The organism is Klebsiella michiganensis (assembly GCF_015139575.1).
Taxonomy (GTDB): domain Bacteria; phylum Pseudomonadota; class Gammaproteobacteria; order Enterobacterales; family Enterobacteriaceae; genus Klebsiella; species Klebsiella michiganensis.
The window spans coordinates 2,710,776-2,725,108 of record NZ_AP022547.1 but is presented as its reverse complement, the minus strand read 5'-3'; the positions used below and the strand labels follow the sequence as shown (position 1 = coordinate 2,725,108).

The window sequence follows — 14,333 nt, the reverse complement described above, 5'->3', positions numbered from 1 at the left end:
CTATGGTGAAGCACTTCAACGGTACTCGTCAAATTTTTGCTTAGCCTTGTGATTTACCGCACATTTTTAGCCGTTATTTGTCCTAAATGTCTCATGTGGCGCTGGCAAGCAGCGATTCACGAAAACGCCGGGCCGCTTGCCCCTGTTCGTGATGCTTCGACCACACCAGCCACATTTCCGACACCGCGTCCTGCTCTTCGATCGGCAGCCAGCACATTTCCAACAGCTGGACCCGCCTGAAGGACGCCGGTAAAATCGACACGCCAAGCCCGGCGGCCACCAGGCCGATAATCGTCATTGCCTCCCCCACCTCCTGGGTGATGGCTGGCGTCAGGTCGTAGCGGCGCATCAAGCCCAGAATGTCGTCATACAGCCCGGTACCCACATGGGGATCGAAAAACACGAACGGCTCCCGCGCCAGTTCCCGCAGGCTTACGCGCGGCTTGCTGGCCAGCGGATGATCGCGGGGCACCATCGCCAGCAGCGGTTCGCGCAGCACTCTTTCCCAGACCAGGGTATCCGGCAGCAGGGTATTACGCATCAGTCCCAGATCCAGCGCGCCCTCGTTCAGCGGCACAATCTGCTCGCGCGTGTTGGTTTCCCGCGTCTGAATATGTACATCGGGATAGCGGCGGCGAAAGGTCGACAGCGTGTCGGAAACCGCCTTGATAAAGGGGGCCGATGAGGTAAATCCAATGCGCAGCTCGCCGGTTTCGCCGTGGTGAAGCCGAGCCGCGCGCGCGGCAGCATCATCGACCTGCGAGAGGATCTGCCGGCTATCGGCGAGAAACTGCCTTCCGGCTTCGGTCAGGCTGACGCTGCGATTAGTACGAGCAAACAGACGCGCGCCAATTTGCTGTTCAAGGATTTGAATCTGCTGGCTAAGCGGCGGCTGAGAGATATTTAACCGCGCCGCCGCATGGCCAAAATGGAGCTCTTCCGCCACGGCAATAAAATAGCGCAGATGGCGCAGTTCAATATTCATATTTAAAACGTCTTATTTGAGATTATTAATATATTAGACAGAATATTTACATTTTCATACCCTGAATAAGTGGCCATTGCGGTCACTTAACTCTCTGTATATCAGCAAGGATTTTTCCGTGAGTCGTACAACTACCGTTGACACCGCCCCGGCAAACGACGTCAGCGACATCATCGCTCCTCAGCCAAACCAGTTTATCAAACGCGGTACTCCGCAATTTATTCGCGTCACTCTCGCCCTCTTTTCTGCCGGACTGGCGACGTTCGCGCTGCTTTATTGCGTCCAGCCGATCCTCCCGGTGCTCTCCAGTGAATTCGGCGTCTCACCGGCCAGCAGCAGTATCTCGCTGTCGATTTCCACGGCGATGCTGGCGGTCGGCCTGCTGTTTACCGGTCCGCTGTCCGACGCCATTGGCCGCAAACAGGTGATGGTTACCGCGCTGGTGCTAGCCTCCTGCTGCTCACTGCTGTCGACGATGATGTCCAGCTGGCATGGGATCCTGATGATGCGCGCCCTGATCGGCCTGTCGCTGAGCGGCGTGGCGGCGGTCGGCATGACCTATCTGAGCGAAGAGATTCACCCCAGCGTGGTGGCGTTCTCAATGGGTCTTTATATCAGCGGAAACTCCATTGGCGGCATGAGCGGCCGTCTGCTGACGGGGGTATTTACCGATTTCTTCGGCTGGCGGATAGCGCTGGCGGTCATTAGCGGCTTCGCGCTGGCGGCCGCGCTGATGTTCTGGCGCATCCTGCCGGAATCGCGCCACTTCCGTCCAACCTCGCTGCGGCCAAAATCGCTGCTGATCAACTTCCGCCTGCACTGGCGCGATCGCGGGCTGCCGCTGCTGTTTCTTGAGGGTTTCTTGTTAATGGGGTCATTCGTGACGCTGTTTAACTATATCGGTTACCGCCTGATGCTTTCGCCGTGGTCCCTCAGCCAGGCGGTCGTTGGCCTGCTATCGGTGGCCTATTTGACCGGTACCTGGAGTTCGCCGAAAGCCGGGGCCATGACCGTTCGCTACGGTCGCGGCCCGGTGCTGCTGTTCTCGACTGCGGTGATGCTCGGTGGCCTGCTGCTGACCCTGTTCTCGTCGCTGTGGCTGATTTTTATCGGCATGCTGCTGTTTTCCGCGGGTTTCTTCGCGGCCCACTCGGTGGCCAGCAGCTGGATTGGCCCGCGCGCGCGTCGTGCCCGCGGCCAGGCGTCATCGCTCTATTTATTCAGCTACTATCTGGGTTCCAGCATGGCGGGGACGTTAGGCGGCGTATTCTGGCATAACTACGGCTGGAACGGCGTAGGTGGGTTTATCGCGCTGATGCTGCTGGCGGCGCTGCTCACCGGCGCGTGTTTACACAAGCGACTGAAATAACGCAGATTAACGTGGCCTGAAACGGGCCACGCTCTTCACCACATCCCCAGTACCGACGACATTCCCAACAGTTCTCTAACGGCATCGACGGAAAGCAGTGCTATAAACAGCCAGGTAAACGGATTCATAATCCACCTCGCATCGGCGGCCTGTGCCTGCATTAAGTTTAGCCGTAGTTCAGAGAAAGCGTCTGCTACTTTACGCACATCTGGATTATTTCGAGCCAAACATAAAATACGCAATCGATTAATCACTACATTATGCTGATGCTTGCGTCGAGCGGGCGAGCCGACGCTGTGGGCAATTTCCCATTAACGTCGGGGTGATTTATGTCGAAAGCGCCCGCATCCCTCGACCCCATCGGCGGATCGCGATAGTGTAGGCCCACGAAAAAGCTTTTGTTCACTTGCCACCGTCAGAGTGTAAACATGACCGAAAATAAAAATTATCATCAGCTTACCCGCACCTTCCAGCGACTCTCCCGCTTCTCGCATCTTTCCGCCATCGCCGGCTGGGATATGTTCGCCATGATGCCCCCCGGCGGCAGCGCGGCCCGCGGCGAAGCGCTGGCCGAGCTTGGCGTTTTGCAGCATCAGATCCTGACCGATAAAAAAGTGGGTGAATGGCTGCAGAATGCGCTTCAGGAAGAGCTAAATGATGTGGAACAGGCCAACCTGCGCGAAATGACCCGCCAGTACGAACAGGCGGCGCTGCTGCCGGAAAGCCTGGTGGAAGCGAAATCGCTGGCGGGTAGCCGCTGCGAGCACGCCTGGCGTAGCCAGCGTCCGGCGAACGACTGGCAGGGTTTTGCCGAGAACCTGCGTGACGTCGTCAAACTGAGTCGCGAAGAGGCGCAGATTCGGGCTGCGGCAAAAGGCGGTTCCCGCTACGACGCGCTGCTGGATATTTTTGAACCCGATATGACCAGCGCCCGTCTTGACGTACTGTTCGCGGACCTGAAATCCTGGCTTCCCTCGCTGCTGGAGAAGGTGGTTGAAAAGCAGTCGCAAACGCCGCTCATCGAACCTCAAGGGCCGTTTCCGATTGCCGACCAGCGCGAGCTGGGGCTGGAGGCGATGCGCGTGCTGGGATTTGATTTTGACGGCGGACGCCTGGATATCAGCGCCCACCCGTTCTGTGGCGGCGTGCCCCAGGACGTCCGTATCACCACGCGCTACAACGAAAACGACCTGCTCAGCGCGCTGTTTGGCGTCATTCACGAAACCGGCCACGCGCGCTATGAACAAAACCTGCCGCGCAACTGGCTCGATCAGCCCATTGCCCTCGCCCGCTCCACGGCGATCCATGAATCGCAAAGCCTGTTTTTCGAGATGCAGCTTGGCCGTAGCGACGCCTTCCTGCAGCGCCTGCTGCCAACGGTACGCCAGTACTTTGGTGAACAGCCGGCCTTTAGCCACGAAAACTTCATCGCATGGAATCAGCGCGTCAAGCCAGGCTTTATCCGCGTCGACGCTGACGAAGTGAGCTATCCGGCACACGTTATTCTGCGCTACGAAATTGAACGCGCGCTGATTGATGGCGATATTGAGGTCGAGGATATTCCGGCGCTGTGGGATGAAAAAATGCAGCACTGGCTGGGACTTTCCACCCTCGGCAACTATCGCGACGGCTGTATGCAGGATATCCACTGGACCGACGGCGGTTTTGGCTATTTCCCTTCCTACACGCTTGGCGCGATGTACGCCGCTCAGCTGATGGCTTCCGCCAGACGGGCGCTGCCGCAGCTGGAAAGCGATATCGCCAACGGTAACTTCAGCGCCCTGTTTGACTGGCTGCGGCAAAATATCTGGCAGCACGGTAGCCGTTTTACCACCTCGCAGCTGATTCAGCATGCAACCGGAGAAGACCTTAACAGCGACTATTTCCGCCAGCACCTTACCTCGCGTTATCTGTAAATCACCGGCGTCGGGCCGCGCCCGACGCCGTGTCCCATTGTTGTAGCAGCGCGTTGTACATATGGTTACACGCCGATACCAAACACTCACGGAAACCTCGATAAGACAGGCATATAGTTCTTTCAACGGCCCCGCAGTGGGGTTGAAACAAGAAACCTTTTCGAGGATATCAGAATGAAAAAAGTATTAGCTCTGGTCGTTGCCGCTGCAATGGGTCTGTCTTCTGTTGCTTTCGCTGCCGATGCTGCCACCACCACGACTCCGGCGCCGGCTGCTGCAACTCACAGCACCACCGCTAAAGCGACCCACCACAAGAAACACCATACCGCCGCTGCGAAACCGGCTGCTGAGCAGAAAGCGCAGGCTGCGAAAAAGCACAAAAAAGCAGCCGCTAAACCCGCTGCCACCCAGAAAGCGCAGGCCGCTAAAAAGCACAAAAAAGCAGAAGCTAAACCGGCTGCCACCCAGAAAGCTCAGGCCGCTAAGAAACACAAAAAAGCCGCTGCTAAACCAGTAGCTCAGAAAGCACAGGCAGCGAAAAAACACCACAAAACCACCAAACATCATACCGCTAAACCAGCTGCACAACCGGCTGCTTAATCTCCCGGGTTAAGCGATGTGATATGATATCGGCGCTGGCTTCAGCGCCGTTTTTTTCTGGAGAGCACCATGCTGCGGCGCTATCGTTTTGAGCTCATCCTGATCCTGCTGATTATCTGCGCGCTGGTCGCCAGCCGTTTTTTTCTTTACTAAACCTATTGCTGCCACAGGTTGTCGCCGAGACCGTCGTCAAACGTTTGACGTAACGCGCCGTTAGCCAACGACGAACCGCCAGAATATCAAGCGAAAGCACGCTCCGGTCGATACGCACCCACACCGCCGTCAACAGCCCCAGACAGCAGCCGATACCGTCGGCGATATGAATAGACTGCGGAAAAAAGAGAATATCGTTGGGGTCGCTTAATGCGGTCACCAAACCTGCCATCACCCGCTACGCTTTGTTGCCACCTGCTGCGCAACGGCACCTTCACGCAATATTGCCGGCAGCGTTAGCGCTGAGAAAATGTAAGGGACGAAGATTTTGCTGACGAGAACACCGGCGGCCTGCCCGGGGATTTAGCTATCAATAAAACGCCGGAACGGGCGGCGCTGGCCGCAAAACGCGCTCAGCCCGCCGCTTAAACATGCCTGGTTCCACCACGGTGAGGTCGCGGATTAAAGAACGTGAACCGCCGTCACCAGCAGATAGCCCGTCGCGCCCCAAATCATTGCTGATACCAGCGAAACGTAAACCAATGCGCGAATACCTTGTTTAGACATAAATCCTCCCGTACATCGGGTGTTTGACATTGCAGATATCATCGCCGGGATAACATCTCTGTTTGCTCAACAAGGTGATAGCAATAACAACGTTTTCGGTGAGAAAATGTTTCGCTTTGAAAGTAAGTGATAAACAGGTAAAGAAGTCCGATTTTCCTGTGAAGATATCTCTTTTTTTGCGTGATATTGGCCGTTTTCGCCATTAACTGTCTTGAGAAAAAGCTGAACCGCAAATCCTTTATTCGGCACCCGCCGGTTGTACGTTCGGATACACGATTTATGTTGCTTCCGCTGCCCTTTTCTGCGGAAATAACGCCGCAGGAAAATGGCGTTAACATATTGAATTCACGCCATTCATCCGTAAGCGACTGGCGTTTTTTGCTGATTTCGCCTGCCGCCTGGCTTAATTAAAATTATTCTTAACTTTCATAAACTTAAATCTGCTGCTACTTTCAATATACATAATTATCTCCCCAGAGAGTGATATGCGTAGAGACGTCCTGTTATTACTGTGTTCAATTTCCCTGTTTCCAGCGCTGGTCCAGGCCGACGATGATGGCATGAGTGCAAAAGATATTAAGACGCTGTTTTTTGGTCACGACGACCGAAAACCGGTCAGCAACCCCACGGACGATCCCTGGGATGCGATTGGGCAACTGGAAACCGCCAGCGGTAATCTCTGTACCGCCACGCTTATCGCCCCCAATCTGGCGCTCACCGCCGGGCACTGCCTGCTCACGCCGCCCAAAGGCAAGCCGGATAAACCCGTCGCGCTGCGTTTTATCTCGCGTAAAGGCGGCTGGGTGTACGAAATTCACGGTATTGAAGGCCGCGTAGATCCTTCGCTGGGGAAACGGCTTAAGGCGGACGGCGACGGCTGGATAGTTCCCAGCGCCGCGGCGCCGTGGGATTTTGGCCTTATCGTGCTGCGCTACGCCCCTTCCGGCATTACGCCGGTGCCGATTTTTAGCGGCAGCAAAGCCGATCTGACCGCCGCGCTAAAAACCGCAGAACGAAAAGTGACTCAGTCTGGCTATCCGGAAGATCATCTGGATAATCTCTATACCCACCAGGATTGCGTAGTCACCGGCTGGGCGCAGACATCGGTGCTCTCTCATCAGTGCGATACGCTGCCGGGGGATAGCGGCTCGCCGCTGCTGCTGAAAACCGACGACGGCTGGCAGGTGATTGCGGTGCAGAGTTCGGCGCCTGGACCAAAAGATCGCTGGCGGGCGGACAACCGCGCCATCTCCGTCACCGGCTTTCGCGATAAGCTTGAAGCGCTGGCTGCCCAGTAAGCGGTCAGCCTTGCTGCTGGCGCAGCTGCAATAACGACGCGACGGACATCGGCTCGCTGAAGAAGAAACCCTGCAATCTGTCGCATCCCGCCCGCCGCAGCAGCGCCAGCTGTTGCTGATTCTCAACGCCCTCCGCCACCACCGTGATGCCTAACGCTCCGGCAATACGGACGGTCCCGCGCACCAGCTCCGCCGCCTGGGTATCCACATCCACCAGCCCGGCCAGGGACTTGTCGATTTTAAGACTGTCGAAGCTGAAGCTGCGTAAATAGCCGATGCTGGAATAGCCGGTGCCAAAATCATCGAGCGCCACCGCGATGCCAAGCGCCCTTAAGTTCTCAATGGCCGACTTCGCCCGCTCGGGATTCTCCAGAACGTAGCTCTCCGTGACTTCGAGCTGTAACCGACGGGCCGGGAAATGACAGCGGCCCAGCACCTGCACCACCCGCGACTCAAACTCCGGATCGCGGAACTGCGCCGGGGAGATATTCACCGACAGCAGCAGATCGTCCAGTGGCTGCAGTTCGCTACAGGCGCGTTCAAGCACAAACTGGCCAAGCGCGTAGATCAAACCGCTACTTTCGGCGATACCGATAAACGCATCCGGCGGCAGTGCCCCCTGAGGACGCCGCGGCCAGCGCAGCAGCGCTTCCACGCCTTCCATAACCAGCGTATCGGCGTTGACAATCGGCTGATACCAGACATCAAACTCTTCGTTCTCCAGTCCCTGACGAATGCCATTTTCGATATTCAGCTGATACTGCCGCGCGTCGCTGAGCGCTTCGTCATACCAGGTCGTGCGCCCTTTGCCGGTTTTCTTCGAATGGTACATGGCAATATCAGCGCGGCGAAAAAGCTCGGTGCTGGAGCAGCTTGCCGGGAGGCCGCTGGCGATACCGATACTGGCGCTGATATAAATTTTTCGCTCGTTGAGGATAACGGGCGCTTTTAACAGTTCCAGTACCGCCCAGGCAAAAGCCAGCGCCTGATTTACCGCCTGTTCGCCGCTTACCGTCATCGCGAACTCATCGCCGCCCATACGCGCCAGCATCCCTTCAGGCGGAACGCGCTCCCGAAGTTCTTTAGCGATATGAATAATCAGCGCATCGCCAACGTCATGGCCGTAGTTATCATTAACATCCTTAAAGCCGTCGAGATCGATAAATACCACGCTTTGCATTTGGTATTGGGAGGTTTCGCACACCTGGTTAAGGCGTTCGATCAGCGCCCGTCGGTTTGGCAGGCGGCTCAGCCAGTCGGTCATGGCACTGTCGCGCGCCAGCTTTTCGCCGCGCGCCAGCTTGTAAAGCCCGAGGTAGCTGAAGAGAATAAACAGCAGGATCAGCCCAGCCGCCACGGCGGCAATCAGCCGCATACTGTCGGAGGCCGCCCGCGCGGCTTCCGCGCCGGGAAGCCCCGGCTGCCAGCTCAGGTAACCCACGATCTCCCCGGCCTGGGTGCGCAGCGGAATACTGTATTCACCGCCGCCTGGCGTGACGTGCAGGTTGCGAATCTGAAACGTGTCGCCCAGGCGCTCAAGCATTTGCGAGTTGATATGGCGGGTGATCACCAGATAGCGACGCGTATCATCATGCACCTGTAGCCGCCCTGCCGTCGGGCGAATCAGGCCAATACCAATAAACGCAATACCGGCGCGGGTTCGCGTGATGCCGGCATAAGCGCTTTTACCGCTGCGCAGCGCGGCGGCATGCTGCGAGATAAGCGCACGAAAACCGTTGCCGAGGAATTGGGTATCCTGCTCGGTAAAGCTCTCACTGCGAAACGATCCCCACAGCACCCGATAGTGCTGGTCGAGTACGAAAGTGCCGTCATAGAGATTATTGATTTTAAAACCCGATCCCCATGAGTTGTAGAGCCATTGCGGATCGAGCCTGTCGGCATAGGTCTGATGCACCGCATCATCCCAGATAGCGTTATCCATCACCAGCGACAGCACGCGGTTCACCGAGGTCTGCACCGCCCCATCCACCGATAGCACGGAACGATGCTTATCAATTTCGTTTGCTTTCAGGCCGATCAGGTGTTGGGTGAGATAAAGAAGCGAAACAATGGACACGATTAAGCCGATCCCGGCGAGGACAATCATGATGGACAGCGTTCTGGCGGAGGGAATATTGCGCCAGCCTGGCAAATGAATCATGTTCTGCCCTCATATCGGCCGGCAGCAAAATACGCCGAACTGGCTCTTTTTTAAGCGTAATACAGAGAGCAGAATTTGCCGCCCGCATTCACAGGCGGCATCATATCAGGCGAGTTTAATTAACACCATGCCGACCACCAGCAGAAGCAGACCGGCCCAGCCTTTATGATTCAGCCGCTGGCCAAACAGCACCCAGCCGGCGGCAATGGTCGCCGCGATACCGAAACCGCCCCACAGCGCATAGGCCACCGACAGGTCAATTCCTTTGACCGCCTGCGAAAGCGCGCTAAAGGCGCCCAGGACCGCCGCCAGCGACATAATGCCGTAGAATTTACGTCGAAAGCCGTCGGAAAATTTCAGAAAAACGTTGGCCAAAATTTCCAGCGCAATCGCCAGCGCCAGCCAGGCGGCGTGGACCCACTCAAACTGTTGCATGCGCTTTCTCCTTGCCCGGCTTCACCGCTTTCTGCGTCCCCGATTTAATCAAGACAATCCCGGCGACCAGGGTCACCAGGCCGGCGATTTTTATCGTCGACAGCGTCTCATCAAACAGCAGGACGCTGAAGATAGTGATCAGTAAAATGCCGATCCCCTCCCAGAGGGCATAGGCCACGCCGAGGGCGATTTTTTTCACCGCGAAAGCCAGAAAAATATAAGAAAGCGCGATCATGACCAGCATTAAAATAAAACCAGTATGGCCGCCGCTTACGCTTGCCCATTTCATCGACAACGTGCCGGTAATTTCAGCAACGATAGCTAAAGCTAATAAAATCCAATAAAACATGATCCCTTCTCCTGCTTGAGAATATAATCCATGGCGGCTTACAGAGAAGTAAACCGGAAAAATTCTGACGTTAAATTAGCCGTGCGCAGCGCGCCAGCTCAGGCAGAGAGAAGAAGACTAAAGCGCCGAGCGCCAGTGCTGCTCGCCGAGAAAGCGGGAGTGAGAGAGGGATACTGCAGGGTGAAAAGAAATATACATCCTGAACTGATTGTCCATAAAATTACAATTATCCGCGGTATTGCTTCTCGTCATTTGCGGATCAAAATTGTCCTCTGTAGTTATACACACGCAGATTTGTACCATAACGCCACATTTAACTCAAAGTCTTTGCAGTTCTTTACCTCTGGTATTTGATTTGGATTAGTTTTTTCCGATCGCAATCACCATTATGATATCGTTCCGGCCATTATTGATTAATTGGTCGTTTTTTTTCATTTTAGCGGACGCGACGCGCTGAGACGCCGACTTTGCCAACGTCTACAATGACTCACATTAGACCCCATTTTTTCTCTCGCAGGGAGCGGTATGGCCAAACCCATCATCACGCTTAACGGCTTAAAAATAGTCATCATGCTCGGCATGCTGGTTATCATCCTGACAGGCATTCGCTTCGCGGCGGATATTATCGTTCCTTTTGTTCTGGCGATCTTTCTGGCGGTGGTGATAAACCCGCTGGTTCAGCTCATGGTGCGCTGCCGGGTACCGCGGGTGCTGGCTATTTCGCTCCTGGTCGGCGTGATTGTCCTGCTGGCCGTTGTGCTGCTGGCCTCGCTCGGCACGTCGCTTAACGAGCTTGCGCGCACCCTGCCGCAGTACCGTAATTATCTCTATGAACCGATGCAGACCGTTGCGCCCTGGCTACAGCGCTTCGGCTTTACCGTGTCGGTGGTGGAGCTGAACAAGTATATTGACCCCAACGCGGTGATGACGCTGGTGACCGGCCTGCTCACCCAGCTTTCCAACGCGATGTCCTCTATCTTCCTGCTGCTGCTGACGGTGGTCTTTATGCTGCTGGAAGTGCCGCAGCTTCCCGCGAAGCTGCAGCAGCTGATGTCGCGGCCGGTGGAGGGAATGGGCGCGATTCAGCGCGCGCTGGATAGCGTCTCCCACTACCTGGTGTTAAAAACCGCCATCAGCCTGGTGACCGGCCTGGTGGTCTGGGGAATGCTGGTGCTGCTGGACGTCCGCTTTGCTTTTATGTGGGGACTGCTGGCCTTTGCGCTCAACTACATTCCCAACATTGGTTCGGTGCTCGCGGCGATCCCGCCGATCCTGCAGGTACTGGTGTTTGGCGGTCTGTACGAAGCGCTGGTGGTCCTGGCAGGCTATCTGGTGATTAACCTGGTGTTCGGCAATATTCTTGAACCGCGCATTATGGGCCGCGGGCTGGGGCTGTCGACGCTGGTGGTCTTCCTGTCATTGATCTTCTGGGGCTGGCTGCTGGGCCCGGTGGGTATGCTACTCTCGGTACCGTTGACGATTATCGTCAAAATCGCCCTCGAACAGACGGTAGCCGGGCAAAGTATTGCCTTTCTGCTGAGTGATTTGAGTAAAAACTAACGCCATTGCGCACGCTTCCCCGGAGGCGATGCTGACGCATCTGTCCGGGCTACCGGCCCGCAGACGACCCTTAACCTGTAGCCCGGGCAGGCGCTTTGCGCCGCCCCCGGGAGCAGAGCGCGGAGCCGCTGAACTTCCCCGGAGGCGATGCGGCGCATCTGTCCGGGCTACCGGCCCGCAGACGCCCTTAACCCGTAGCCCGGCTAAACGCAGTGCGAGCCGGGAAGCCGTGCCAATGCCTCAACCCGGTACGTCCCCTGCTCGTAGACCAATCATTCGCAATCATTATTGATCGTCATCACATCTCTGCCCCGCCAATCATTACTCTTACGCTAACGATTCGCCATCGGCCTTAATTGATGCCCGCCACCTCGCGACGCACACTTACTTCCACACCAGGACAATCAAAACGATTCGTCGAATCAGGAGGTTAATAATGAGTGCCGAACAAACGACGGGACGCGTCTGGAACCGTCGCCGTACGGAAAAACAGCGGCGACTGACCGAGGCGAAGGTCTCGGGCAAAGTGATCCCCACCGACCAGCTGGTCGCCGTTCTTGAGCAACTGCTGGCCCCCGGCGACCGGGTGGTGCTGGAAGGCAACAACCAGAAACAGGCTGATTTCCTCTCGCGGATGCTGGCGGAAGTTAACCCACAAAAAATTCACGACCTGCATATGATTATGCCGAGCGTCGGGCGCAGCGAGCATCTGGACCTCTTCGAAAAAGGTATCGCCCGCAAGCTTGATTTCTCCTTCTCCGGTACCCAAAGCCTGCGTATTTCGCAGCTGCTGGAAGATGGCCTGCTGGAAATCGGCGCTATCCACACCTATATCGAACTTTACTCTCGCCTGTACGTCGACCTGTCGCCAAACGTCGCGCTGATCGCCGGTTACAAAGCCGACCGCAAGGGCAACCTGTACACCGGGCCGAGCACCGAAGATACCCCGGCGCTGGTGGAAGCCGCCGCGTTCCATGACGGCATCGTTATTGCGCAGGTTAACGAACTGGTCGATGACGAGTGCGATCTGCCGCGCGTGGATATCCCCGGTTCGTGGATTGACTACGTGGTCGTCGCGGATAAACCGTTCTTTATCGAGCCGCTGTTTACCCGCGATCCGCGCCTGATTAAGCAGGAACATATCCTGATGGCAATGATGGCGATTAAAGGAATCTACGCCGAGCATCAGGTGCAATCCCTGAACCACGGGATCGGCTTTAACACCGCCGCCATCGAACTGCTGCTGCCGACCTACGGCGAACAGCTCGGCCTGAAGGGCAAAATCTGTAAACACTGGACGCTGAACCCGCACCCCACCCTTATTCCGGCAATTGAAAGCGGTTGGGTCGAGAGCGTGCACTGCTTCGGCGGAGAGCTGGGAATGGAAGAGTACATTCGCGCGCGTCCGGATATCTTCTTCACCGGCGCCGACGGCTCCATGCGCTCCAACCGCGCGTTCTGCCAGCTGGCGGGACAGTATGCGGTAGATATGTTTATCGGCTCGACCTTACAGGTTGACGGCTACGCCAACTCCTCGACGGTGACCCGCGGCCGCCTCTCCGGCTTCGGCGGCGCGCCGAATATGGGCCACGACCCGCACGGTCGACGCCACGCTACGCCGGCATGGCTCAACATGATCACCGAACCGGATCCGATGCAGCGCGGTAAAAAGCTGGTCGTTCAGATGGTGGAAACCTTCCAGGCGGGCGTGAAACCGACCTTCGTGGAAAAACTCGACGCCGTTGAGGTCGCCAAAACCTCCGGAATGCCGCTGGCGCCGGTGATGATTTACGGCGATGACGTCACCCACGTGCTGACCGAAGAAGGCATCGCCTATCTCTATCGGGCGGAAAGCCTGGAAGAGCGCCGGGCAATGGTGGCGGCCGTGGCCGGGATCACCGATATCGGGCTCGGCGTTGACGCCAAACGCGTGGCCGCACTGCGCCAAAGCGGCAAAGTCGTCTATCCGGAAGATATCGGTATCCGCCGCAGCGACGCCACCCGCTCTCTGCTCGCCGCCGGCAGCGTAGCCGATCTGGTGGAGTGGTCCGACGGTCTGTACAACCCACCGGCAAAATTCCGGAGCTGGTAATGAAAAAACTCTCTCCCCACGTTGCTGAAACCCGGGCCCGCTGGCTGGCCCAGACCGCCAGCGCCTGCCTGGTTGACGAAGCGCGACTCAGCCCCAAGCCGGGCCTGGTGGATAGCCGCGGCAACGGCGCGCATCAGGACCTGAACCTGGCCCTGATGGAGCGTTCGGCCCACAGCCTGCAGCCGACGTTTCACGCGCTGGCTCAGCAGAGCTGGCGGCGTCCGGCCGACGTTGCCCTGCGCGAAACCGTTGGCCGGCTTGGCCGCGAAGGCGAAGCGCGGATGATGCAGGCGACCGCCGGGGTCAATACCCATCGCGGCGCTATCTGGGCGCTGGGCCTGCTGGTCAGCGCGACGGCGATGCTCGGGGGGGAGGGTCAGGCACAGAGAATTACGGAAACCGCCGCCGCCCTGGCCCGTCTGCCGGACGCCTGCGCGCCAAGGACCTTCAGTAAAGGTCTGCGCGCCAGCCGCCGCTGGCAGGTTCCCGGCGCCCGGGAAGAAGCGCAGCGCGCTTTTCCGCACATCACCACCCTGGCGCTGCCGCAGCTATTGCGCAGCCGGGCCGCGGGGGCCAGCGAGGATCAGGCCCGGCTTGACGCGCTGATGGCGATTATGACCTCGCTTAGCGATACCTGCGTGCTCTCCCGCGCCGGAATGGCGGGCCTTGAGGCGATGCGGCAAGGCGCAGGCGAGGTGCTGGCGGCAGGAGGATGTGCGACAGCCAGGGGGCGCGCCGCGCTGGCGCGTCTCGACGTGCAGATGCTGGCGCAGAACGCCTCGCCGGGTGGCGCGGCGGATCTTCTTGCCGCCACCCTGTTTCTCGACCGGGTTTCCGCTTAACGCATT

13 protein-coding genes are annotated in these 14,333 nt (G+C 57.5%); 7 read left to right on the top strand and 6 right to left on the bottom strand.

Annotated elements, in window-relative coordinates; all coding sequences use genetic code 11:
- Positions 1–91 precede the first annotated feature (91 nt).
- A complete protein-coding gene (locus JLG71_RS12810; RefSeq protein ID WP_200914261.1) occupies positions 92–985 on the bottom strand; it encodes a LysR family transcriptional regulator in 894 nt (297 codons plus the stop codon).
- A gap of 118 nt (positions 986–1,103) precedes the next feature.
- Here JLG71_RS12810 and JLG71_RS12805 point away from each other — a divergent pair, with 118 nt between their 5' ends.
- Entirely contained in the window at positions 1,104–2,354 is a 1,251-nt protein-coding gene (locus JLG71_RS12805; RefSeq protein ID WP_014229535.1) for an MFS transporter, read from the top strand.
- A 35-nt stretch (positions 2,355–2,389) separates the two neighbouring features.
- On the opposite strand, the gene JLG71_RS28395 is transcribed toward JLG71_RS12805, so the two are convergent.
- Positions 2,390–2,482 carry a KPN_01571 family protein gene (locus JLG71_RS28395; RefSeq protein ID WP_004851273.1) on the bottom strand — a complete coding sequence of 31 codons (93 nt, stop codon included), beginning with the start codon at positions 2,480–2,482 and terminating at the stop codon, positions 2,390–2,392.
- Between the two features lie 300 nt (positions 2,483–2,782).
- Between JLG71_RS28395 and JLG71_RS12800 the strand changes: the two genes are divergently transcribed.
- Together JLG71_RS12800 and asr are read left to right on the top strand one after the other, a co-directional pair.
- On the top strand, positions 2,783–4,270 hold the full coding sequence (locus tag JLG71_RS12800; protein ID WP_102803268.1) for a carboxypeptidase M32: 1,488 nt from the start codon (positions 2,783–2,785) through the stop codon (positions 4,268–4,270).
- A gap of 174 nt (positions 4,271–4,444) precedes the next feature.
- Positions 4,445–4,870 carry an acid resistance repetitive basic protein Asr gene (asr, locus tag JLG71_RS12795; RefSeq protein WP_009654716.1) on the top strand — a complete coding sequence of 142 codons (426 nt, stop codon included), beginning with the start codon at positions 4,445–4,447 and terminating at the stop codon, positions 4,868–4,870.
- Between the two features lie 112 nt (positions 4,871–4,982).
- On the opposite strand, the gene JLG71_RS12790 is transcribed toward asr, so the two are convergent.
- Positions 4,983–5,255, bottom strand: a complete 273-nt coding sequence (locus JLG71_RS12790; protein ID WP_224226504.1) for a hypothetical protein — start codon at positions 5,253–5,255, stop codon at positions 4,983–4,985.
- 820 nt (positions 5,256–6,075) lie between these two features.
- Between JLG71_RS12790 and JLG71_RS12785 the strand changes: the two genes are divergently transcribed.
- Complete coding sequence (locus JLG71_RS12785; RefSeq protein ID WP_014229539.1) at positions 6,076–6,888, top strand: trypsin-like serine peptidase; 813 nt, start codon at positions 6,076–6,078, stop codon at positions 6,886–6,888.
- Positions 6,889–6,892: 4 nt separating this feature from the next.
- Here the strand turns inward: JLG71_RS12785 and JLG71_RS12780 are convergent, their stop codons facing one another.
- The 3 genes from JLG71_RS12780 to mdtJ all read right to left on the bottom strand — a co-directional run bounded on the left by JLG71_RS12780 (position 6,893) and on the right by mdtJ (position 9,833).
- Entirely contained in the window at positions 6,893–9,049 is a 2,157-nt protein-coding gene (locus JLG71_RS12780) for a putative bifunctional diguanylate cyclase/phosphodiesterase (RefSeq protein ID WP_102803269.1), read from the bottom strand.
- Between the two features lie 105 nt (positions 9,050–9,154).
- Complete coding sequence (gene mdtI / locus JLG71_RS12775; RefSeq protein WP_004851284.1) at positions 9,155–9,484, bottom strand: multidrug/spermidine efflux SMR transporter subunit MdtI; 330 nt, start codon at positions 9,482–9,484, stop codon at positions 9,155–9,157.
- Positions 9,471–9,833, bottom strand: coding sequence for a multidrug/spermidine efflux SMR transporter subunit MdtJ (mdtJ, locus tag JLG71_RS12770; RefSeq protein ID WP_004851286.1), 363 nt, complete (start codon positions 9,831–9,833; stop codon positions 9,471–9,473). The genes mdtI and mdtJ overlap by 14 nt, the downstream gene beginning before the upstream one ends.
- Positions 9,834–10,358: 525 nt before the next feature.
- Between mdtJ and JLG71_RS12765 the strand changes: the two genes are divergently transcribed.
- From JLG71_RS12765 to JLG71_RS12755, 3 genes are all read left to right on the top strand, one after another.
- On the top strand, positions 10,359–11,393 hold the full coding sequence (locus JLG71_RS12765) for an AI-2E family transporter (protein WP_004119683.1): 1,035 nt from the start codon (positions 10,359–10,361) through the stop codon (positions 11,391–11,393).
- Between the two features lie 436 nt (positions 11,394–11,829).
- Positions 11,830–13,485: a malonate decarboxylase subunit alpha gene (gene mdcA, locus JLG71_RS12760; RefSeq protein ID WP_004851289.1), complete on the top strand. Its 1,656-nt coding sequence runs from the start codon at positions 11,830–11,832 to the stop codon at positions 13,483–13,485.
- Positions 13,485–14,327: a triphosphoribosyl-dephospho-CoA synthase gene (locus JLG71_RS12755; RefSeq protein WP_048262144.1), complete on the top strand. Its 843-nt coding sequence runs from the start codon at positions 13,485–13,487 to the stop codon at positions 14,325–14,327. Before mdcA ends, JLG71_RS12755 begins: the two co-directional genes overlap by 1 nt.
- Positions 14,328–14,333 lie beyond the last annotated feature (6 nt).

Excerpts from the sequence above, each read along its gene's own strand:
- JLG71_RS12800 (WP_102803268.1), top strand. The coding sequence starts at position 2,783 with ATGACCGAAAATAAAAATTATCATCAGCTTACCCGCACCTTCCAGCGA.
- mdtJ (WP_004851286.1), bottom strand. The coding sequence starts at position 9,833 with ATGTTTTATTGGATTTTATTAGCTTTAGCTATCGTTGCTGAAATTACC.
- JLG71_RS28395 (WP_004851273.1), bottom strand. The coding sequence starts at position 2,482 with ATGAATCCGTTTACCTGGCTGTTTATAGCACTGCTTTCCGTCGATGCC.
- JLG71_RS12790 (WP_224226504.1), bottom strand. The coding sequence starts at position 5,255 with ATGGCAGGTTTGGTGACCGCATTAAGCGACCCCAACGATATTCTCTTT.
- JLG71_RS12785 (WP_014229539.1), top strand. The coding sequence starts at position 6,076 with ATGCGTAGAGACGTCCTGTTATTACTGTGTTCAATTTCCCTGTTTCCA.
- mdtI (WP_004851284.1), bottom strand. The coding sequence starts at position 9,484 with ATGCAACAGTTTGAGTGGGTCCACGCCGCCTGGCTGGCGCTGGCGATT.
- JLG71_RS12765 (WP_004119683.1), top strand. The coding sequence starts at position 10,359 with ATGGCCAAACCCATCATCACGCTTAACGGCTTAAAAATAGTCATCATG.
- JLG71_RS12755 (WP_048262144.1), top strand. The coding sequence starts at position 13,485 with ATGAAAAAACTCTCTCCCCACGTTGCTGAAACCCGGGCCCGCTGGCTG.
- JLG71_RS12810 (WP_200914261.1), bottom strand. The coding sequence starts at position 985 with ATGAATATTGAACTGCGCCATCTGCGCTATTTTATTGCCGTGGCGGAA.
- JLG71_RS12780 (WP_102803269.1), bottom strand. The coding sequence starts at position 9,049 with ATGATTCATTTGCCAGGCTGGCGCAATATTCCCTCCGCCAGAACGCTG.
- asr (WP_009654716.1), top strand. The coding sequence starts at position 4,445 with ATGAAAAAAGTATTAGCTCTGGTCGTTGCCGCTGCAATGGGTCTGTCT.
- mdcA (WP_004851289.1), top strand. The coding sequence starts at position 11,830 with ATGAGTGCCGAACAAACGACGGGACGCGTCTGGAACCGTCGCCGTACG.